The organism is Pseudonocardia asaccharolytica DSM 44247 = NBRC 16224 (assembly GCF_000423625.1).
In the GTDB taxonomy this organism is placed as follows: Bacteria; Actinomycetota; Actinomycetes; order Mycobacteriales; family Pseudonocardiaceae; genus Pseudonocardia; species Pseudonocardia asaccharolytica.
Genome location: NZ_AUII01000035.1, coordinates 1 through 20227, shown reverse-complemented (window position 1 = coordinate 20227; position 20227 = coordinate 1). Strand labels below are relative to the sequence as shown.

Genomic DNA, 20227 nt, shown 5'->3' with positions numbered 1-20227 from the left:
GGGAACGCTTGTGCCGCCCCCGGGTTGTCCACAGCTGCGCGTCCAGAACTGTCCGCCGCGCCCGACATTCGCCCATGTTGGTCGGCATGGAGCTTCCCGTGCTCGGCCGCGACGGCCTGTTGCTGCGGTCCGAGTTGCTGGCCGCCGGACGGATCCTCCGCCGCTGACCGCACAAGCCTCGTGCCGTCCCCACCGGCGCCCGGACCCGTGTGCCGGGGAGACGACGCTTGTGTGGCTGCCAACGGGCGGTCTACCCGTGGTGCACCGCCTCCACGTTGTGCCCGTCGGGATCGCGCAGGAACACCCCGTAGTAGCCGGGGTGGTACTCCGGCCACTCCCGCGGGGCGTGCAGGACCTCGGCCCCCGCGGCCAGCGCGGCCTCGTGCACCGCGTCGACCGCGGCCCGGTCTGGCGCGCGGAAGGCCAGGTGCAGCTCACGCACCTCGGCGCCGGCGGCCGGGCTGAGCCAGAAATCGGGTGTGCCCTCCGGCCCGCACAACCCGATGACCACGTCGTCGCCGTGCGGGAAGCGCATCGCCTCCCGCATCCCGATCGGCGTGAACGCCGCGAGGTAGAACGCGAGTGAAGCCTTGACGTCGCTGACCTGGATACCGATGTGATCGAGCATGCCGCGGACGCTAGCGCGCTGCGCCGACAGTTCCTGTGGGTCACGGCGCCCCGGTGAACTAAGGTCGGACGCGCCACACCGCAGATATGTGGAGGTCGAAGATGACGGCTGTTCAGGGATCCGCGACCGCGGTCCGGACCGTGACCACCGAGATCGACGGCCACTCGGTCACCGTTCCCGAGGGCACCACCATCTATGACGCGGCCAGGCAGGTCGGGGTGGACATCCCGGTGCTGTGCCACGACGAGCGCTACGACCCGGTGGGGGTCTGCCGGATGTGCGTGGTCGACACCGGTGGCCGGGTGTTCGCCGCGGCGTGCGTGCGCCCGTGCGAGGACGGGATGACGGTGGCGACCGCGACGCCGGAGCTGGAACGCAACCGCGCCACGCTGACCGAGCTGCTGCTGACCGACCAGCCGCCGCGGGCCCGGGACCCGAAGCAGACCACCACCGGCGACAATCTCCTGCTGGAGCTGGCCGACCGCTACGGCGTCGCCCGCGAGACCACCGACCTGCCGTGCGGATCGGGACGGGGTCGCGACAGCTCCAACCCGGTGATCGATGTCGATCACGACGCCTGCATCCTGTGCGACCGGTGTGTGCGGGCGTGCGACGACATCCAGGGCAACGACGTCATCGGCCGCTCCGGCAAGGGTTATGCGACCCGGATTGCGTTCGACTTCGACGACCCGATGGGCGCGAGCTCGTGCGTGACCTGTGGTGAGTGCGTGCAGGCCTGCCCGACCGGGGCGCTGACCAACAAGCCGATCGGCGGCGTCCCGATCCGGCCCCGCGCCGAGCTCGACTCCGTCGACACCGTCTGCCCGTACTGCGGCGTGGGCTGCGCGCTCACCTACCACGTCGACCGGGAACGCGGCGCCATCGCCTTCGCCGAGGGCCGCGACCAGCCGGGCTCGCAGAGCAGGCTGTGCGTCAAGGGCCGCTACGGCTGGGACTATGCGGCGTCCCCGCAGCGGCTCACCGTGCCGCTGATCCGCCGCGAATCGGCCTATCCGAAGGGGCCGCTGTCGGCGGACGTGCGCGGCGAGCGGGCCGGCCGGACCGCCAACGACCGCGGCCGGGTCGACGGCGGGGAGCGCTCCGGCGGCGGGCGGAACGGGAAGGGCCGCAAACCCGGTGGCCTGGTCGACTACGACGAGGTCATGCCGGCGTTCCGGGAGGCCACCTGGGACGAGGCGCTCGACCTCGTCGCGACCCGGCTGGGGGAGATCCACGCGCGGGGCGGGCCGGGCGCGATCGCCGGGTTCGGTTCGGCCAAGTGCTCCAACGAGGAGGCCTACCTCTTCCAGAAGCTGATCCGGGTCGGCTTCGGCACCAACAACGTCGACCACTGCACCCGGCTGTGTCACGCCTCGTCGGTCGCGGCGCTGTTCGAGGGGATCGGCTCCGGCGCGGTGTCTACGACCTACGGCGACGTCCTCAACGCCGACGTCGCCATCCTCACCGGCAGCAACGCGACGGCGAACCACCCCGTCGCGAGCTCGTTCTTCAAACAGGCCCGCCGACGCGGAACGAAGATCATCTACATCGATCCGCGGGCCGGGACGGTCGCCGACCACGCCGACATCCACTGCCAGCTCAAGCCGGGGACCGACGTCGCGTTCTACAACGCGATCATGCACGAGGTGATCCGGCTCGGGCTGATCGACCGCGAGTTCATCGCCGCCCGCACCGCGAACTACGACGCGCTGGCCCGCACCGTCGCGGACTATCCGCCGGAACGCGCCGCGACGATCACGGGCGTCGACGCCGACACCATCCGCGAGGTCGCCCGGATCTGGGGGCGGGCGCGCGCCGGGGTCATCTACTGGGGCATGGGGATCTCCCAGCACACCACCGGCACCGACAACGCCCGCTGCCTGATCGCGCTGTGCGCGATCACCGGCAACGTCGGGCGACCCGGGACCGGGCTGCACCCGCTGCGCGGGCAGAACAACGTCCAGGGCGCCAGCGACGCCGGGCTGATCCCGATGTTCTACCCGGACTACCAGGGCGTGGGACGCGACAGCATCCGGGAGCACTTCGAGCGGGCCTGGGGCACCACCCTCGACCCGAACACCGGGCTGACCGTCACCGAGATCGTCGGGTCCATCCTGCAACCCGACGGCGTGCGCGGCATGTACATGCTGGGGGAGAACCCGTTCCTGTCCGACCCCAACATCAACAAGGTGCGCAAGGCGCTGGCGGCGCTGGACTTCCTCGTCGTGCAGGACATCTTCCTCACCGAGACCGCCGAGTTCGCCGACGTGATCCTGCCGGCGTCGTCCTACCTGGAGAAGGACGGGACCTACACCAACACCGACCGCCGGGTGCAGCTGGGCCGCAAGGTGCTCGACCCGCCGGGGCAGGCGCGGGTCGACTGGGAGATCGAGCAGGACATCGCCCGCCGGATCGGGCTGGACTGGAACTACTCCGGCCCGAGCGAGATCTTCGACGAGATGGTCGCGCTCATGCCCTCGTATGCCAACCTGAGCTACGCCAACCTCGGGTTGTCCGGCAAGCTCTATCCCAACGACGATCCGGAGCATTCCGACGGGCTCGTCGTCATGTTCGACGAGCGGTTCAACACCGACGACGGGCTGGCGCATCTGGTGCCGGCCGAATGGCTGCCGGCCAAGGAACTACCGGACGTGGAGTATCCGCTGGTGCTCAACACCGGCCGGCTGCTCGAGCACTGGCACACCGGCTCGATGACGCGCCGCTCCTTCGCCCTGGACGCGATCTCGCCGGTCGCCGAGGTGTACATGCACCCCAAGGACGCCGTCGACCGCGGGCTCACCCACGGCGAGCGGGTCCGGGTGCGGTCCCGGCGCGGCACGATCGAGCTGGCGCTGCGGGTGAGCCACCGCGAACAGCTGGGCAACGTGTTCATCCCGTTCCACTTCCGGGAGGCGGCGGCGAACCTGCTGACCATCGACGAGATCGACCCGTTCGGGAAGATCCCGGAGTTCAAGTTCTGTGCGGTGCAGGTCGAGGCACTCGGCGCGCCGCACGCGGAGCCGACATCGACCCAGGGAGTGCGGGCGTGACCGAGTTGTCCGAGCGGGCCGATCAGGTGCGGCCCCGCCGGGTGCCCGGGGTGGAGGCGCGCGCGGGCAGGTTTCCCGGCCCCTCGCTCATCCCGGCGCTCAACGCGATCCAGGAGCGGATGGGCTGGCTGCCCCGCGAGGAGCTGGAGGAACTGGCCCGCGACACCCGGCGCCCCCGCTACGAGATCGAGGGCCTGGTCTCGTTCTACCCGCATTTCCGCACGAGTCCGCCGGCGAAGGTGGCGCTGAGCGTCTGCCGCGACCTGACCTGCTGGCTGCACGCGGGCGCGGAGCGGATCGCGGCGCTGCGGCAGCGCTACGGCGACGACGCCGACGTCGAGCTCGTCGAGGTGTCCTGCCTGGGCCGGTGCGACATCGCCCCCGCCGCGGCGGTCAACGAGCACCCGGCCACGGTGTCGGCTCTCGACGCTCTCGACGCGCTGGTCGCCGCGGCGCGCGAGGCCGGGGTGGGCCACGCCGAGCCCACCGCCTCGGGCCGCACCCAGCCCTGGCCCAACGACCCCTATCCGGCCGGTTCGGGCGTCGCGCAGCGGTACGCGACGCTGCGCGCGCTGCTGGGCGGGCAGCTCGACCCCGACGACGTGGTGGCCGTGCTCGCGGAGTCCGGGTTGCGCGGCATGGGCGGGGCCGGGTTCCCCACCGGGAAGAAGTGGGAGCTGGTCCGGGCGGCCGAGCCGGGGGGTGTCAAGTACGCGATCTGCAACGCCGACGAGTCCGAGCCGGGCACCTTCAAGGACCGCCAGATCCTGGCCGACCAGCCGCATCTGGTGCTGGAGGGGCTGCTGCTCGGGATGGCCGTGGTCGGCGCCGAGCAGGGCTGGGTGTTCATCCGCCACGAGTACGGCCCCGAGGAACGGGTGCTGCGCGCCGAGCTGGCCGCCCTGCGGGCGGCCGGGGTGGTCGGACCGGATGCCTGCGGGTCCGGCCGGCGGCTGGAGGTCGACATCTTCACCTCCCCGGGCGGCTACATCCTCGGCGAGGAGACGGCGCTGATCGAGTGCATGGAGGGCCACCGCGGCGAGCCACGCAACAAGCCGCCATTCCCCGGCACCTACGGCCTGCACGGCCGCCCGACCCTGATGAACTCCGTGGAGACCTTCGCCGACGTCCCGGTGATCCTGACCCGCGGGGCGCAGTGGTGGCGCGACCAGGGCCGCGGCCAGGCGGTCGGCTGGAAGTTCTTCGCCGTGTCCGGGCACGTGCAGCGGGCGGGCGTGTACTGCGTACCGATGGGCACCACGGTGCGCGAGCTGATCGCCCGCGCCGGCGGGGTGTCCGGCGGGGCGGGCGTCGGCGCGGTGCAGCCGGGTGGGGCGTCGTCGAACTTCATCGGCCCCGACCAGCTCGACCTGCCACTGGACTTCGCCCCGCTCGCCGAGGCCGGCACGATGCTCGGCTCCGGCGCGCTGGTCGTGCTGGCCGAAGGCACCGACCTGCTCACCGCCGCCACCAACGTGCTGCGGTTCTTCCGCAACGAGTCCTGCGGCAAATGCGTCCCGTGTCGCGTCGGGTCCACCAAGGCGCACGAGCTGCTGACCGGGGTGCTGGCGGCGGGCTCGTCGCGGTTGGACGAGGCGCAGCACGCGCGGGTGTTGCAACTCGAGGAGGCGATGCGCAAGACGTCGATCTGCGGGCTCGGGCAGGTGGCGCTGGGTCCGGTGGTCAGCGTGCTCGGCCTGGACAAGGGCGGAGCATCGGCGCGCCCGCAGCCCCGACCCGACGGCGCGCCGGAGCAGCCCACCCGATGAGCCCCCCGTCCCGGCGGTGGCCTGGCCGTACTCCCGGCAGCACCCCTGGCCGTGATCACCGTTTCGAAGCCCGCGACCGCGCTCAGCGCGGCTGCCGGCTCCCGAACGCCGATCATGTGGATGTCGATCACGTCGCCGGAGCGGGGGTGTGAGCGGCCGCGAATTCTTCACCGCCCGGACCGTCTCCGAGGCGCTCGCCGGGTTCCGGCCCGCCCGGCGCACCCCGGTCCGGGCCGTACCGCTCGCCGCCGCCCTGCATCGGGTGCCCGCCGCCGACGTGCTCGCCCCCGACCCGTTGCCCGGCTTCGTCCGGTCCACGGTCGACGGCTTCGCGGTGCGGGCCGCCGATACCTACGGCGCCTCGGAGGGGCTGCCCTCGTACCTCGACCTTCTCGGCGCGGTGCGGATGGGCGAGGCACCGGCGGTCACCGTCGCACCCGGCGGCTGCGTCGCGGTGCCGACCGGGGGCGTCCTGCCCGCCGGCGCCGACGCCGTCGTGATGATCGAGTACACCGCCGAGACGATGCCCGGCACGATCGAGGTGACCCGCCCGGTCGCACCGGGCGGCGGCCTGGTGCGCGCCGACGAGGACGTCGCCGCCGGCGCGGCGCTCGCCCCCGCGGGACGGCCGTTGCGCGCCCCGGACCTGGGTCTGCTCGCCGCCGCCGGGGTGACCGAGGTGCCCGTGCACGCCCGGCCCCGGGTGGCGATCGTCTCGACCGGGGACGAGGTGGTGCCCCCCGACACCGCCGAGCTCGCCCCCGGCCAGGTGCGTGACGCGACCGCGTCGGCGCTGGCGGGCCTGGTCACCGATGCCGGGGGCGAGCCCGAGGTCGCCGGGATCGTCACCGACGACCCGGGAGCCCTGGAGACGAAGCTGCGCACGGTGCTGCCGGCCGCCGACCTGGTGGTCGTCTCGGCGGGATCCTCGGTCGGGACGCGCGACGAGACCGCGGACGCGGTGGCCGCGCTGGGGACCCTCTGGTGCCACGGGCTGGCGATCAAACCCGGCAAGCCGACGCTGCTGGCCGACTGCGGCGGCATCCCTGTGGTCGGGCTGCCCGGCAACCCGCTGTCGGCGCTGGTGGTGTTCCGGCTGGTCGGGGTGCCGCTGGTGTGGCGGCTCGCGGGCTGCGAGGCCCCGCCGCCGGAGCCGAGCACCCGCGCCGTGCTGTCCCGGAACCTGGCCTCGGCCGCGGGCAGGCTCGACGTGGTGCAGGTGCGGGTTCGCGACGGCGTCGCGGAGCCGTTGTTCGGTCCGTCGGCGCTGCTGTCGGTGCTGGCCCACGCCGACGGCTACCTGGTCGTGCCCGAACCCGCCACCGGTCTGGACGCCGGCTGCGAGGTCGAGGTCACGCTGTACCGCTGATGCCGGGTGGCCGCCGCCGAGCCGCTGACTGCTGGACCGCCGCCATTCCGGTGATCGCCGTTTCGGAGGCCGGAGCCGCGCGGATCGCGGCCGGCGCTGCCCAGGTGCCGATCTCGGCGGACGATCCGGCTACGGTCGGCGTGTGACCGCGGAAAGCCCCTTCGTCTCCGACGTCCCCGCGGCCGAGGCCCTCGATGCCTGGCGGGCCGCGCGGGCGGCGGCCGGCTGCCCGATCCGGGTCGAGACGATCCGGGTGCCGGTCGGGGCCGCGGTGGGCCGGGTGACCGGCGAGCCGGTGTGGGCGCGGCGGTCCTCACCGGCGTTCGACGCCGCCGCGATGGACGGGATCGCGGTGCGCGCCGCCGACACCGTCGCCGCCTCCGAAACCACCCCGGCGCTGCTGGCCGTCGGCGACTTCGAGGTCGTCGACACCGGGGATCCGCTGCCGGACGGCTACGACGCCGTCGTCATGCGCGAGCATGTGCACCGCACCGCGGAGGGGTCGGCCGAGCTGCGCGCCGCGGTTCCGCCCTACCAGCACGTCCGCTCCATCGGGGAGGACATCAGCGCCGCCGAGCTGCTGCTGCCGACGGGCCATCGGCTGCGGCCCGTCGACGTCGCCGCCTGTGCCGCGGCCGGGGTCACCGAGCTCGTCGTCCGGCGTCCACCGCTCGTGGTCGTCGTCCCGACCGGCGACGAGATCCGCCCGATCGGCACCGAGCCCGGTCCCGGGGAGATCCTCGACACGAACTCGCTGATGCTGGCCGCGCAGGCCCGCGAGGCGCACTGCGACGCCCAGGTCACCGAGATCGTCCCCGACGACCCGGAGGCGATCACCGCGGCGCTGCGGGCGGCCGGTGCCAGCGCCGATCTCGTGATCCTCGTCGCCGGGTCCAGCGCGGGCCGCGACGACTACACCGCCCGCGTCGTGGCCGGCGCGGGAACGCTTGCCGTGCACGGCGTCGCGGTCCGCCCCGGACATCCGGTGGTGCTCGGCACCGTGGACCGCACACCGGTGCTCGGCGCCCCGGGCTATCCGGTCTCGGCCGCGCTGACCTTCGACATCTTCGCCGCGCCGCTGCTCGCCGAGCTGGAGGGCGCCGCGCCGGGGGAACGCCCGTCGACCACGGCCCGGCTGGCCCGCAAGCTCCCCTCCGCGATCGGGATGGACGACTGGGTCCGGGTCCGGCTGGGCCGGGTGCGCGGCGAGGTGGTCGCCACGCCGCTGCCCCGCGGCGCCGGGGTGCTCACCTCGCTGGTCCGCGCGGACGGCCTGCTCGTGGTGCCCGCCGGGGTGGAGGGCCATCACGCGGGCGAGCAGGTCCGGGTCGAGCTGCTGCGCGGGCTGGCCGAGATCGGACGCACGATCGTCGCGATCGGCTCGCACGATCTGGTGCTGGACCTCGCGGCCTCCGCGCTGCGCGCCGAGAACCCGCTGGTCACGCTGGCCTCCTCCAACGTGGGTTCGCTCGGCGGGCTGGTGGCGTTGCGCGACGGGCTCTGCCACGTCGCCGGTTCACACCTGCTGGATCCGGCGACGGGGGAGTACACCCTGCCCTTCGTGGACCGGCTGCTCGGCGCGGGGCCGGAGGTGGCCGTCGTCCGGCTGGTGCACCGCGACCAGGGGCTGATCGTCGCCCCCGGGAACCCGCTGGGGCTGAGCGATGTCGCGGACCTGACCCGACCTGGGCTGAGCTACGTCAACCGGCAGCGCGGGGCGGGCACCCGCGCGCTGCTCGACCACGAGCTCGCCCGCCGCGGCATCGAACCCGCCGCGGTCTCCGGCTACACCCGCGAGGAGCACACCCACCTCGCGGTGGCCGCCGCCGTGGCCGCCGGGCGGGCCGATACCGGGATGGGCATCCTCGCCGCCGCCCGGGCGTTCGGGCTCGACTTCGTGCCCGTCGCCCAGGAGCCCTACGACCTGGTGCTGCGCGCGGACACCCTGACCGATGCGCTGCTCGCGCCGCTGTGGGCGCTGCTGGACCGGCCGGACTTCCGCGCGGCCGTGGAGGCCCTCGGCGGGTACTCGTGCGCCGAGACCGGGCGGCGGGTGTGCTGAGGCGCCCGTGCGCGGCATGGGCGCCTCAGCGCATGTAGGGGCGGTCGCGCCCCGACCAGTTCTGCTCGTCACGCCGGTACACCGGAATCGGACGCTCGGCGACGCGGAAGGTGTAGCGCCCGGCCTCCTCGACGACCTCGCCGTCGGTGGCGAGCATCGCGGGCACCCGCAGCTCCACGTCGAGGTGGTCGACCTCCTGCTGGCCATACACCCGGCTGTGCCCCAGCGCGCCGAGAACGAGCGCCAGGAACGCCCGCGTCCGGGAGAACCGGACCTCGGCGCGCAACCAGCGGATGTCGAGCAGCCCGGAGTCGAGCGTGGGCCGCCACGCCGGGACCATCCCGCGCGGATGGTAGGTCCCGTTGCCGACAAACAGGAACCAGACCAGGTGCCACTCGTCGACGATCTTGACCTCGACCCGCTCGGACCGGCGCAGCACCGTGATCAGCGCCGCCGCGAACGCGGGCCATTTGCCCCACCGGGGCTGCCAGCGCTCGCGCAGCCGCACCAGCTCCGGGTAGGAGCCGATGCTCGCGGTGTTGAGGAAGTACCGGGTGCGGATCACCTCGTCGCTCTGCGGTTCCGGGTCCTTGCCCGGATGCGCCTCGACGAGCCCGAGATCGACGGCGACGGCCTCGCCGGCCTGGGTGGCGTCGACCGCCTCCTGCAGGTCGTAGACGCCGACGTCGCGCGCGAAGTGGTTGAGGGTGCCCCCGGGCACCAGCACCAGCGGGAGGTCGTGCCGGTTGGCCACCGCCGCCGCGGCCGCCGCCGTGCCGTCCCCACCGGCCGCTCCGACGGCACGGACCCGGCCGTCGCGTCCGGCGATCGCCTTCTCCAGCTGGTCGTCGATGTCGATGCCGTCCTGGACGCGCAGCACGAGCGCGGCGGGCAGCGCCGTCTCGATCTCCTCGGCGAGGTCGATGCCCGGGTCACCGGCGAACGGGTTGGCCATCAGGACCAGGCCCGTGCCCTCCGGGAGCGGCGGTACGGTGTCCACCGGGCGGGCGCGGGCCTCGTCGCTGCTGCGCACCGGCCACCAGCGGCGGGTAGCCAGCGCGATGGCGGACCCGACGGCCGCGCCCGCGACCACGTCCGAGCTCCAGTGCACCCCGACATGGACCCGGGAGTAGGCGACCGCACCGGCCAGCGGCGCCAGCGCGAGACCCAGCCGGGGACTCTCCACCGCCACCGCGGTCGCGAACGCGGCGGCCGAGGCCGCATGCCCGGAGGGGAACGACGACGACGTCGGCGGGTTGGGCAGGGTCTGATGGGCGGGCAGCTCGGCGGCCGCGGGCCGCCGTCGCGGCAGCAGCGGCTTGAGCAGCGCGTTGGCCATCCCGCTCGCCCCGCCGATGGCGACCACCCCGCGCAGCGCGGCCTTGCGGGTGGCGCCCTTGCGCGCGGCGAGAACCCCGGCGATGGTGAACCAGAGCATGCTGTGGTTCGCCGCGGTGGACAGCGACTTCATCGTCTCGTCGAGCCGGCCGGGTGAACGCCGGGCGATGACATGCGAAATCGCCCGGTCGACCGGGTTCACCGCAGGAGACGCCCGCCCGACTCGCCGCAACCACTCGCGCACAGGCATCACAGTACGGGTGGCATTCCGCCTACGCTGATGACATGCAGCGGCGGATTTATGGTGTCGAGACCGAGTTCGGGGTCACCTGCACCTTCCACGGCCAGCGGCGGCTGTCCCCCGACGAGGTAGCGCGCTACCTGTTCCGTCGCGTGGTCTCCTGGGGCCGGTCGTCGAACGTCTTTCTGCGCAACGGCGCCCGGCTCTATCTCGACGTCGGCTCCCATCCCGAGTACGCGACCGCGGAATGCGACTCACTGACCCAGCTCGTCGCCCACGACAAGGCAGGCGAGCGGATCCTCGAGGACCTGCTCGTCGACGCCGAGCGGCGGCTCGTCGACGAGGGCATCGGCGGCGACATCTACCTGTTCAAGAACAACACCGACTCCGCGGGCAACTCCTACGGCTGCCACGAGAACTATCTCGTCGCCAGGGCCGGGGAGTTCTCCCGCATCGCCGACGTGCTGTTGCCGTTCCTGGTGACCCGCCAGCTGATCTGCGGGGCGGGCAAGGTGCTGCAGACCCCGCGTGGGGCGGTCTACTGCCTTTCCCAGCGCGCCGAGCACATCTGGGAGGGTGTCTCCAGCGCCACCACCCGGTCGCGGCCGATCATCAACACCCGCGACGAGCCGCACGCCGACGCCGAGCGCTACCGGCGGCTGCACGTGATCGTCGGCGATTCCAACATGTCCGAGGTGACGACCCTGCTCAAGGTCGGCTCGGCGACGCTCGTGCTGGAGATGATCGAGGCGGGCGTCCAGTTCCGGGACTTCACCCTGGACAACCCGATCCGCGCCATCCGGGAGATCAGCCACGACCTCACCGGCCGGCGGACCGTCCGGCTGGCGGGCGGACGGGAGGCCAGCGCCCTGGACATCCAGCGCGAGTACTACGCCCACGCCGTCGAGCATCTGGCCGCCCGCGGCTCCGCGCACAACGACGACCGCGTGCAGGAGCGGGTCGTGGAGCTGTGGGGCCGCACCCTGGACGCGGTGGAGAGCCAGAACCACGCGCTCATCGACCGCGAGATCGACTGGGCGATCAAGCGCAGGCTGGTCGAGCGCTACCAGGAGCGCCACAACCTCGACCTGGCCAGCTCCCGCATCGCCCAGCTCGACCTGGCCTACCACGACATCCGCCGCGGCCGCGGGCTGTTCGACCTGTTGCAGCGCAAGGGCATGGTCGATCGGGTCACCGACGACGGCGAGATCGAGGCGGCCAAGGACACCCCGCCGCAGACCACCCGGGCCAAGCTGCGCGGCGACTTCATCGCCGCCGCCCAGGCCGCCGGGCGGGACTTCACCGTCGACTGGGTGCACCTGAAGCTCAACGACCAGGCCCAGCGCACCGTGCTGTGCAAGGACCCGTTCCGGGCCGTCGACGAACGCGTGGAACGCCTGATCGCCAGCTTGTGACCCCCGGTGAGTGCGTAACAGTGTTCTAACACTGTTACGCACTCACCGGGCCTCGCACCCTGCGGCTATTCGATGCCGGGCATCATCGTGCGCCGCAGCTGCGCCAGGGTCTCCTGAACACCCGGGGTGCCCGGGCCCGCGCTGTCGGGGCCGGGCCGGACCCCCATCGCCATGAGCAGGTCGGCCGCGGCGGCCGCCGGATCGCCCGTCTCGCCGAGCACGGGGTGCAGCCCCTGCTCGGCCAGGTGATGGAAGACCAGATTCACGACGCTCCACGGGTTGAACGTCTCGGTCGGCTCCACGTCGCTCATACCCCAGCCCTCTCGTGTCCGGCGTCACACGAGCCTTCGCGGATCGGGTTCGCGCGTCAAGACGATCAGGCGTCGCATGATGAGACGCCCGCGCCGGTTGCACCGGTCGGCACATCCGTACTCCCGATCGGTCGTACGATTCCGTTCGTGTCCACCGCACGCGCCGAGCGACTGGTCAACCTGGTCCTCTGTCTGCTCTCGACCAGGCAGTTCCTTTCGGCCGAGCGGATCCGCGCGACGGTCCCCGGCTACGCCGACGCACCCACCGACGAGGCCTTCTTCCGGATGTTCGAGCGCGACAAGAGCGAGCTGCGCGAGCTGGGCGTCCCGCTGGAGACCGGCAGGCGCTCGTCGTTCGACACCACCGACGGCTACCGCATCGCCCGCCACGACTACGAGCTCGGCGAGATCGGACTGGAGGCCGACGAGGCGGCCGCGGTCGCGCTGGCGGCCCGGCTGTGGGACACCCCGGAGCTGTCCGGGGCCGCCCACGGCGCCGTGGTCAAGCTGCGCGCGGCCGGGGTCGACGTCGACGAAAGCGGCGGCCCGGTGCAGCCGCGGGTGCGTGCCGCCGAGCCGGCGTTCGGACCGATCCTGGCCGCCGTGCAGACCGGCCGGGCCGTGACGTTCGACCACCGCCGCGGCGGGCCGACCGGCGAGGTCGTGCGCCGCACCGTCGAGCCCTGGGGCGTCGTGTCGTGGCGGGGCCGCTGGTACCTGGTCGGTCACGACCGCGACCGCGACGCCACCCGCTCGTTCCGGCTCTCGCGCATCAGCGGGCCGGTGACGGCGATCGGCCCGGCGGGCGCGGTCCGGGTTCCCGACGGCATCGACCTGCTCGGGTACGTCAAACGCAGCTTCGATCCGCCCCCGGTGATCGGCGCCGCGCGGATCTGGGTGGCCGCCGGGCGCGCGCACGGGCTGCGTCGGATCGGCCGCGTCATCGGGCCGCGCGCCCACGCCGGCCGCCCCGGCGACGAGCTGGAGCTCGATCTGCGCAGCGTGCAGATGGTGGCGCGGTGGCTGGCCGGGTACGGCCCGGACGTCGCGGTGCTCGACCCGCCGGAGCTCGCCGCCGCGGTGCGTCGCAGCTGGGCGGCCGCCGCCGCAGCGCACGCCGATCACGAGGAGGTGCGGACGTGACGACACCACGTGAGCGGTTCACGTGCCGGCCGGGGAAGGCGCGATGAGCAGCGGAGTCGCCGAACGGCTGCCGCGGCTGCTCTCGCTGGTGCCCTACCTGCTGGCCCGGCCGGGAATCCCGGTCACCGAGGCCGCGGCCGACTTCGGCATCACGGAGAAGCAGTTGCGCCGCGACCTCGAGCTGCTGTGGATGTGCGGGCTGCCCGGCTACGGCCCCGGCGACCTGGTCGACCTGTCGTTCTCCGGCGATACCGTCACCGTCACCGAGGACGCGGGGATGCGCAGGCCACTGCGGTTGACCACGGCCGAGGCGACCGCGCTGCTCGTGGCGCTGCGCACGCTCGGCGAGGCCCCCGGGATGGTCGACACCGACGCCGTGCAGCGGGCCACCGCGAAGATCGAACACGCGGTGGGCGACGCCGCGCTGGCCGGGGTCGCGGTCGAGGTCGTCCACGAGAAACAGGCCACCACTGCCGCGGTCCGCGCCGCGCTGGAACGCGGCCGGGCGCTGCGCATCCAGTACTACACGGCCGGTCGCGACGCCGTCTCCCGGCGCACGATCGACCCGATGCGGCTGCTGCTGGTGGAGGGGCGCAGCTATCTGGAGGCATGGTGCCGGCGCGCCGAGGCCGTCCGGCTGTTCCGGCTGGACCGGGTCGATGCGGTCGAGGAGCTCGCCGAACCGGCCGCCCCACCGCCCGGTGCGCAGCCCACCGACGTCTCGGCCGGGTTGTTCCGCCCGAGCCAGGAGCAGCGGACCGCGGTGCTGCTGCTGGAGCCGGAGGCCAGGTGGATCGCCGAGTACTACCCGGTCGACGAGGTCGTGGAGGACGAGGTGTCCGGACGGGCCAGGGTGGCGCTGCGCTACGCCGAGCCGGGCTGGTTGGTGCGGCTCGTGCTGGGTCTGGGCGGCGGCGCCCGGGTACTGGAGCCACCGGACGTCGCCGCGGAGGTCGGGCGCCGGGCGCGGGCCGCGCTGACGGCCTCCGCCGCACCGGAGGACTGACGGAACCGAGAGGAGAAGCGGTGGGCGCATTTCTGCCGGCGGTGGTCGTGGCCGCGGCCGGGGTGGTGCTGCTGATCCTGGTCGTGCCGGTGGTGGCGGTCCGGATGCGCAGGCTGGAGCGCGCGGCGGCCCGGCTGCGCAGCGGGGTGGACGAGGGCGCCGCGCCGCTCACGGCCGCGCTGGCACAGGTGAAGGCGTGGCGACCCGGGGACGGTCGCCGATCCGGCGACCCTGCGTAGTATCGGAGCCGAAGTGACGGCGTCGGGAAGGACAGCGTCATGCCGAATCTCGGTGGCTGGGAGTTCGTGATCCTCATCGGCGTGCTGGTACTGCTGTTCGGGGCCAAGAAGCTACCGGACATGGCGCGGTCGATCGGGCAGTCCGCGCGCGTGTTCAAGGGGGAGATGAAGGGCCTGCGCAGCGACGAGGAGACTCGCCGGGACACCACCCCGGCGGAGCCGCCCACCGCGCTGCCGCCCTCCGCGAACGCGCCGCAGGAGTCCACTCCGGCGAACCAGCCAGGGCGCACCGACCGCGCGCAGTAGCGCCTGTAGCGTCCAAGGCGTGGCGAAGTTCCCACGGCGCCGCCGGGCCCGCAACCCCGACGGCACCATGACACTCGTCGAGCATCTCTACGAGCTGCGCTACCGGCTGGCCGTCGCCCTCATCGCGATCGCGGTCACGACGGTCTTCGGCTACATCTGGTTCGAGGTCGCCCTGTTCGGCGCCCCGAGCCTCGGGGAGATGCTCAAGTACCCGTACTGCTCGCTGCCCGCGTCCGCGCGGGCCAGCTTCACCGCCGACGGCTCCTGCGCCCTGCTGGGTACCGGGCCGTTCGACCAGTTCAGCCTGCGGCTGAAGGTCGGCGCCACCGCCGGCGTGGTGCTCGCCTGCCCGGTCTGGCTCTACCAGCTCTGGGCGTTCATCACCCCCGGGCTGTATGCGAAGGAGCGGCGGTTCGCGCTGACCTTCGTCTCGATCGCGGCGGTGTTGTTCGTCGCGGGCGCCGTGCTGGCGTTCCTCGTCGTCTCCGAGGGACTCGGGTTCCTGCTGACGATCGCCGGCGACGTGCAGACCACCGCCCTCACCGGCGAGGCCTACTTCGGCTTCGTCATCGCGCTGCTGCTCATCTTCGGCGTGAGCTTCGAGCTGCCGCTGCTGGTGGTGATGCTCAACCGGGTCGGCGTCGTCAGCTACGACCGGCTGCGCCGGTGGCGCCGCGGGCTGATCTTCGGCCTGTTCGCGTTCGCGGCGATCGCCACCCCCGGCCAGGACCCGATCTCGATGGTCGTGCTCGGGACGGCGCTGGTGGTCCTGTTCGAGCTGGCGATCCAGCTCACCCGCCTGCACGACCGGGCGAAGGCCCGTAGGCGGGCCGAGGAGGGCTGGGACTCCTGGGACCCGGACGAACCGTCCCCGATCGACACCACGCCCAGCGCGGTCGACACCACGGCCGCGCCCAGCGAGCCCGGCCCGGCCCCGGAGCCCACCCGGCGCCTGGACGATGTCACCTGACGGCCGGCGGCGCCCGCCCGGCGCAGGGGGCGGCGACGATGTGACAGCCTGGATGCCGTGGCCACCAGCAGTCCGGCCGAGGCGTACCGCGCGGCCAAGTCCCGCGTCGCCCGGCCCCGGTTGACCGAATTCGTCGCGGGCCTCCCGTTCGAGCTCGACGGGTTCCAGCGCGCCGCCTGCGACGCGCTGGAGGACGGGCACGGGGTGCTGGTGTGCGCCCCGACCGGGGCGGGCAAGACCGTCGTCGGCGAGTTCGCCGTCCACCTCGCCCTCACGCAGGGCCTGAAGTGCTTCTACACGACACCGATCAAGGCGCTGTCGAACCAGAAGTACGCCGATCTCGTCGCCCGCCACGGCGCCGACGCCGTCGGGCTGCTCACCGGGGACATCTCGGTCAACGGCGACGCCCAGGTGGTCGTCATGACGACCGAGGTGCTGCGGAACATGATCTACGCGGGCTCGCGCGCGCTGGAGCACCTCGGCTACGTCGTGATGGACGAGGTGCACTACCTGGCCGACCGGTTCCGCGGCGCGGTCTGGGAGGAGGTGATCCTCCAGCTGCCCGAGCACGTGTCGCTGATCGGCCTTTCGGCGACGGTGAGCAACGCCGAGGAGTTCGGCGACTGGCTGGTCACCGTGCGCGGCGACACGGCGGTCGTCGTCGACGAGCACCGGCCGGTACCGCTGTGGCAGCACATGATGGTCGGCAACCGGCTGTATGACCTGTTCGCCGGCGAGACCCGCGACGGCGAGCTGCGTGTCGACCCCGACCTCGTCCGGCATACCGCCGAGCTGGACCGACAGACCTCGACGGCGATCTGGGAGCGCGGCAGGCGCGCACGGTCCGCCCCGCCGCGGCGCGTCGGGTACCGGCCGCCGTCGCGGGTCACCGTCATCGACCGGCTCGACCGCAACGCGCTGCTGCCCGCGATCACCTTCGTCTTCAGCCGCGCGGGCTGCGACGCCGCCGTCGGACAGTGCGTGCGCGCGGGACTGCGGCTGACCACCGACGCCGAGGTCGCCGAGATCCGCCGCATCACCGACAGCCACACCGGCGACCTCCCGCAGGCCGACCTGGGCGTGCTCGGCTACTGGGAGTGGCGCGAAGGCCTGGAGCGCGGCATCGCGGCGCACCATGCGGGCCTGCTGCCGGCGTTCAAGGAGACCGTCGAGGAGCTGTTCGTCAAGGGTCTGGTCCGCTGCGTGTTCGCGACCGAGACGCTCGCGCTGGGCATCAACATGCCCGCCCGCACCGTCGTGCTGGAGCGGCTGGTCAAGTTCAACGGCGAGTCCCACGCCGAGCTGACGGCGGGGGAGTACACGCAGCTCACCGGCAGGGCCGGGCGGCGCGGTATCGACGTCGAGGGGCACGCGGTGGTCATCTGGCAGCCCGGGGTGGACCCGGAGAAGGTCGCCGGCCTGGCCTCGACGCGCACCTATCCGCTGCGCAGCTCGTTCCGGCCCGGCTACAACATGGCCGTCAACCTGGTCGGACGACTCGGCGTGGAGCGCGGACGGGAACTGCTGGAACAGTCGTTCGGGCAGTTCCAGGCCGACCGCTCGGTGGTCGGGCTCGCCCGGCGCATCGAGCGCAACGAGGAGGCGCTGGCGGGCTACGCGGCGTCCATGGAATGTCATCTCGGCGACTTCGGGGAGTACGCGCAGCTGCGCCGCCAGCTCTCCGATCGGGAGAAGGTGCTGCGTCGCCAGGGGGTCGCCGAGCAGCGGGAGGCGGCGGCCGATTCGCTGCGTTCGCTCAAACCCGGTGACGTGATCGCCATTCCGGCCGGACGCCGGTCCGGGCTCGCGGTGGTGCTCGACCCGGGCGTCGACGCCGCCGGCGACCCGCGGCCGCTGGTGCTCTCGGAGGACCGCTGGTCGGGACGGCTGTCGGCGGCGGACTTCCCGACACCGGTCGAGCCGCTAGGCCGGATGCGGCTGCCCAAACGGGTCGACCACCGCTCGCCGCGGGCCCGTCGCGACTTGGCCTCGTCGCTGCGCAACACCGGTATCCAGGCACCTGCCCCGCGCCGGCGGCGCGGGCGGACCGGCGGCGACGGGGTCGACGACCCCGAGCTCGCCACCCTGCGTCGCACGCTGCGCGCCCACCCGTGCCACCGCTGCGACGACCGGGAGGCGCACGCCCGCTGGGCCGAACGCCACCACCGCCTGGAGCGCGAGACCGAACAGCTGCGCCAGAAGGTACGCTCGACGACGCACTCGCTGGCCCGGGCGTTCGACCGGATCCGGGCCCTGCTGCGGGAACGCGGCTATCTCGCCGACGATCCGGACGCGGGCGACCGCGACGGGGAGACGGTCACCGAGCACGGCGAGCGGCTCGCCCGGATCTGGGGTGAGTCCGAGCTGCTGGCCGCCGAATGCCTGCGGCACAACGTCTGGGAGGGCCTCGAGCCCGCCGAACTGGCCGCGGTGGTGTCGTCGCTGGTGTACGAGTCGCGCCGGGACAACGGTCCGATGCCGCGGGTGCCGTCCGGACCGGTCTCGGAGGCGCTGACCGGCACCCTGCGGATCTGGGCCGACCTCGAGGCGGACGAGCGCCGGCACCGGATCGACCGCACCCGCGAGCCCGATGTCGGTTTCGCCTGGCCGATACACCGCTGGGCGCGCGGCGAGTCGCTGGCCCAGGTGCTGGCCGCGGCCGAGGAGAACGGCCACGAGCTCTCGGCGGGCGACTTCGTCCGCTGGTGCCGTCAGGTGCTCGACCTGCTCGACCAGATCGTCGGGGTCGCGGGGCGGTCGACGCCGCTGGGCCGGACCGCGGCGAAGGCAGGCGGCGCGATCCGCCGCGGGGTGGTGGCGGCCGGGGTCGCCTGACCAACCCGGCCGGGTGGCTCGCCGCGGCAGTTCGTCCGTCTCGCGCCGCCGGCCCGGTCGCTGTGCTTTGATCGCCGGACGCGCTGGTCATGGCGCGGACACGGGATGAAGGAGGTCGGCCATGAACGAGCGCGGCGAGGCGGAACGGTGAACACCCCGGGCCCCCCGTACGGCGCGCCGGACCCCTCCGCCGAGCCGCAGGCCTGGGGGCAGCAGCCGCCCGGCGGATGGGGCGGACCCGCCGGCGGCGCGCAGCAGGGCTGGCCGCAGGCGCAGCAGACCTGGCACCAGCCGCCGCAGAACCCGGGCCGGGGCCGGCAACCCGGCCCCGGCCAGCCGCACCGGAACCCCGGGCCGGACTGGCACCCCGGGCCCCAGCAGCAACCCGCCGCGGGCGGGCGCACACGCAGGATCGTGATCATCGCGGCGATCGTGGTGGTGGTGGCCGCCGTCGGGGTCCTCGGGTTCTGGAAACCCGGATTCCTCGCCACCCGGGTGTTCGACCAGGCCGCCCTGCAGGACGGCGTCACACAGGTCCTCACCCGCGACTACGGCCACGAGGTCTCCGACGTCCGCTGCGCCGACGGCATCACCGTGGCCGCGGGCACCTCGTTCACCTGCGAGGCGACCGTCGACGGCGAGCGGGTCACGGTGCCGATCATGATCACCAGCGACGACGGGCACTACCAGGTGGGCCGGGTCTGAGCGATGGGCTCGTCCGCGCACCGGGTTGTCGTCGCCGCCCCCGAGCAGCTGCGAGCGGGGCCGGGACGGCGTTCGGAACAGAACAACGGCCCGGATTCACGCGTCGCTGCAGCCAACCAAGCGCTGCTCTAACTCGCGTTCGCTGGGTCTGGGGGGCGGTCCAATGACGTCGACGCCGTGCTCATGGGCGGCGACGACGATGGCGTTGAGGTCGGGCGGGTTGGCGGCTGGCGGCGGCAGGTTAGGTGCGGCGGCGGCTGTCCCGGTGTCGAAGAAGCGATCGAACCCACCGGGCGTGCTGATGACGAGCAGTTTCGCCGTTTCGGACTCGATGCGGAACGCGTGCGGGACCGTGCGGGGACCCCACAGGAAGCTGCCGGCGATGGCGCCGATCACTTCGTCGCCGATGTGCATGCTGACCTCGCCGTCGAGCACGTAGAACGCCTCGTCCTCGTGGGTGTGCACGTGCCTGGGCACGGCCAACCCGTGGGGTGAGGTGTGTCCGAGTTAATGAAGCAGCCGGGCGATGGAATACCCGACCACGAGCGGGTAGTGATCATCGGTGGTCCTTGCTCGTGTTTCGACGGTAGTTGATCCGTGCCTCGCGGGCCGCGGCGAGCCCGTCGCGGCGGGCTTGGCGGATGCCTTCGCCGCGGCCTTCGTGTTCGTCGTCGGGCGTGACATACCCGACGCCGGCGTGCAACCGCACGGAGTTGTACTCGGCCCGGCGGCGGTCGAGCTCGCGCTCGAGCTCGCCGGGGTCTCTGATCTTCTCCAGGTGTGGCCACTCGCCCTTGACGTGGCCGAACAGGGTCTCGATCCAGGCCTGGTCCTCGGGGG

Annotated in this window: 17 protein-coding genes; 12 read left to right on the top strand and 5 right to left on the bottom strand. The window is 73.1% G+C overall.

The window, feature by feature from the left end; all coding sequences use genetic code 11:
- Nucleotides 1-250: 250 nt before the first annotated feature.
- A complete protein-coding gene (locus G567_RS0122260) occupies nucleotides 251-628 on the bottom strand; it encodes a VOC family protein (RefSeq protein WP_028931706.1) in 378 nt (125 codons plus the stop codon).
- 101 nt (nucleotides 629-729) lie between these two features.
- Between G567_RS0122260 and fdhF the strand changes: the two genes are divergently transcribed.
- From fdhF to G567_RS0122235, 4 genes are all read left to right on the top strand, one after another.
- Nucleotides 730-3678 (top strand): formate dehydrogenase subunit alpha, encoded by a 2949-nt coding sequence (gene fdhF / locus G567_RS30605; protein WP_051233418.1) that lies wholly within the window; start codon nucleotides 730-732, stop codon nucleotides 3676-3678.
- Nucleotides 3675-5447 (top strand): NAD(P)H-dependent oxidoreductase subunit E, encoded by a 1773-nt coding sequence (locus G567_RS0122250; RefSeq protein WP_211224024.1) that lies wholly within the window; start codon nucleotides 3675-3677, stop codon nucleotides 5445-5447. Before fdhF ends, G567_RS0122250 begins: the two co-directional genes overlap by 4 nt.
- Before the next feature lie 148 nt (nucleotides 5448-5595).
- Nucleotides 5596-6816 carry a molybdenum cofactor synthesis domain-containing protein gene (locus G567_RS0122245; protein WP_028931704.1) on the top strand — a complete coding sequence of 407 codons (1221 nt, stop codon included), beginning with the start codon at nucleotides 5596-5598 and terminating at the stop codon, nucleotides 6814-6816.
- Nucleotides 6817-6958: 142 nt separating this feature from the next.
- Nucleotides 6959-8878, top strand: coding sequence for a molybdopterin biosynthesis protein (locus G567_RS0122235; protein WP_028931703.1), 1920 nt, complete (start codon nucleotides 6959-6961; stop codon nucleotides 8876-8878).
- Between the two features lie 25 nt (nucleotides 8879-8903).
- On the opposite strand, the gene G567_RS30600 is transcribed toward G567_RS0122235, so the two are convergent.
- Nucleotides 8904-10460, bottom strand: a complete 1557-nt coding sequence (locus G567_RS30600; protein WP_245585753.1) for a bifunctional phosphatase PAP2/diacylglycerol kinase family protein — start codon at nucleotides 10458-10460, stop codon at nucleotides 8904-8906.
- 41 nt (nucleotides 10461-10501) lie between these two features.
- Here G567_RS30600 and pafA point away from each other — a divergent pair, with 41 nt between their 5' ends.
- The gene (gene pafA, locus G567_RS0122225; RefSeq protein WP_028931702.1) at nucleotides 10502-11872 is read left to right on the top strand and encodes a Pup--protein ligase; all 1371 of its coding nucleotides are present in this window, start codon (nucleotides 10502-10504) and stop codon (nucleotides 11870-11872) included.
- Between the two features lie 65 nt (nucleotides 11873-11937).
- Here the strand turns inward: pafA and G567_RS0122220 are convergent, their stop codons facing one another.
- Nucleotides 11938-12183, bottom strand: coding sequence for a hypothetical protein (locus tag G567_RS0122220; protein WP_028931701.1), 246 nt, complete (start codon nucleotides 12181-12183; stop codon nucleotides 11938-11940).
- Between the two features lie 147 nt (nucleotides 12184-12330).
- Here G567_RS0122220 and G567_RS0122215 point away from each other — a divergent pair, with 147 nt between their 5' ends.
- From G567_RS0122215 to G567_RS32430, 7 genes are all read left to right on the top strand, one after another.
- Nucleotides 12331-13326 carry a helix-turn-helix transcriptional regulator gene (locus G567_RS0122215; protein WP_028931700.1) on the top strand — a complete coding sequence of 332 codons (996 nt, stop codon included), beginning with the start codon at nucleotides 12331-12333 and terminating at the stop codon, nucleotides 13324-13326.
- Between the two features lie 43 nt (nucleotides 13327-13369).
- Entirely contained in the window at nucleotides 13370-14332 is a 963-nt protein-coding gene (locus G567_RS0122210) for a helix-turn-helix transcriptional regulator (protein ID WP_028931699.1), read from the top strand.
- Between the two features lie 20 nt (nucleotides 14333-14352).
- The gene (locus G567_RS0122205; protein WP_028931698.1) at nucleotides 14353-14571 is read left to right on the top strand and encodes a hypothetical protein; all 219 of its coding nucleotides are present in this window, start codon (nucleotides 14353-14355) and stop codon (nucleotides 14569-14571) included.
- A 39-nt stretch (nucleotides 14572-14610) separates the two neighbouring features.
- A complete protein-coding gene (gene tatA, locus G567_RS0122200) occupies nucleotides 14611-14877 on the top strand; it encodes a Sec-independent protein translocase subunit TatA (RefSeq protein WP_028931697.1) in 267 nt (88 codons plus the stop codon).
- Between the two features lie 67 nt (nucleotides 14878-14944).
- Nucleotides 14945-15847 (top strand): twin-arginine translocase subunit TatC, encoded by a 903-nt coding sequence (gene tatC, locus G567_RS0122195; RefSeq protein ID WP_084796357.1) that lies wholly within the window; start codon nucleotides 14945-14947, stop codon nucleotides 15845-15847.
- A 48-nt stretch (nucleotides 15848-15895) separates the two neighbouring features.
- Entirely contained in the window at nucleotides 15896-18682 is a 2787-nt protein-coding gene (locus tag G567_RS0122190; protein ID WP_028931695.1) for a DEAD/DEAH box helicase, read from the top strand.
- A 147-nt stretch (nucleotides 18683-18829) separates the two neighbouring features.
- The gene (locus G567_RS32430; RefSeq protein WP_051233416.1) at nucleotides 18830-19387 is read left to right on the top strand and encodes a DUF4333 domain-containing protein; all 558 of its coding nucleotides are present in this window, start codon (nucleotides 18830-18832) and stop codon (nucleotides 19385-19387) included.
- Nucleotides 19388-19483: 96 nt separating this feature from the next.
- Here G567_RS32430 and G567_RS30590 read toward each other — a convergent pair whose 3' ends face one another.
- Both G567_RS30590 and G567_RS30585 read right to left on the bottom strand, forming a co-directional pair.
- A complete protein-coding gene (locus G567_RS30590) occupies nucleotides 19484-19870 on the bottom strand; it encodes a cupin domain-containing protein (protein ID WP_084796354.1) in 387 nt (128 codons plus the stop codon).
- A gap of 73 nt (nucleotides 19871-19943) precedes the next feature.
- On the bottom strand, nucleotides 19944-20227 hold a 284-nt coding region (locus G567_RS30585; protein WP_037057874.1), incomplete at its 5' end, for an integrase core domain-containing protein.

What these genes read in the sequence shown, in the direction of transcription:
- G567_RS0122260 (WP_028931706.1), bottom strand. Translation starts at nt 628, where the DNA reads ATGCTCGATCACATCGGTATCCAGGTCAGCGACGTCAAGGCTTCACTC.
- fdhF (WP_051233418.1), top strand. Translation starts at nt 730, where the DNA reads ATGACGGCTGTTCAGGGATCCGCGACCGCGGTCCGGACCGTGACCACC.
- pafA (WP_028931702.1), top strand. Translation starts at nt 10,502, where the DNA reads ATGCAGCGGCGGATTTATGGTGTCGAGACCGAGTTCGGGGTCACCTGC.
- G567_RS0122220 (WP_028931701.1), bottom strand. Translation starts at nt 12,183, where the DNA reads ATGAGCGACGTGGAGCCGACCGAGACGTTCAACCCGTGGAGCGTCGTG.
- G567_RS0122210 (WP_028931699.1), top strand. Translation starts at nt 13,370, where the DNA reads ATGAGCAGCGGAGTCGCCGAACGGCTGCCGCGGCTGCTCTCGCTGGTG.
- tatA (WP_028931697.1), top strand. Translation starts at nt 14,611, where the DNA reads ATGCCGAATCTCGGTGGCTGGGAGTTCGTGATCCTCATCGGCGTGCTG.
- tatC (WP_084796357.1), top strand. Translation starts at nt 14,945, where the DNA reads ATGACACTCGTCGAGCATCTCTACGAGCTGCGCTACCGGCTGGCCGTC.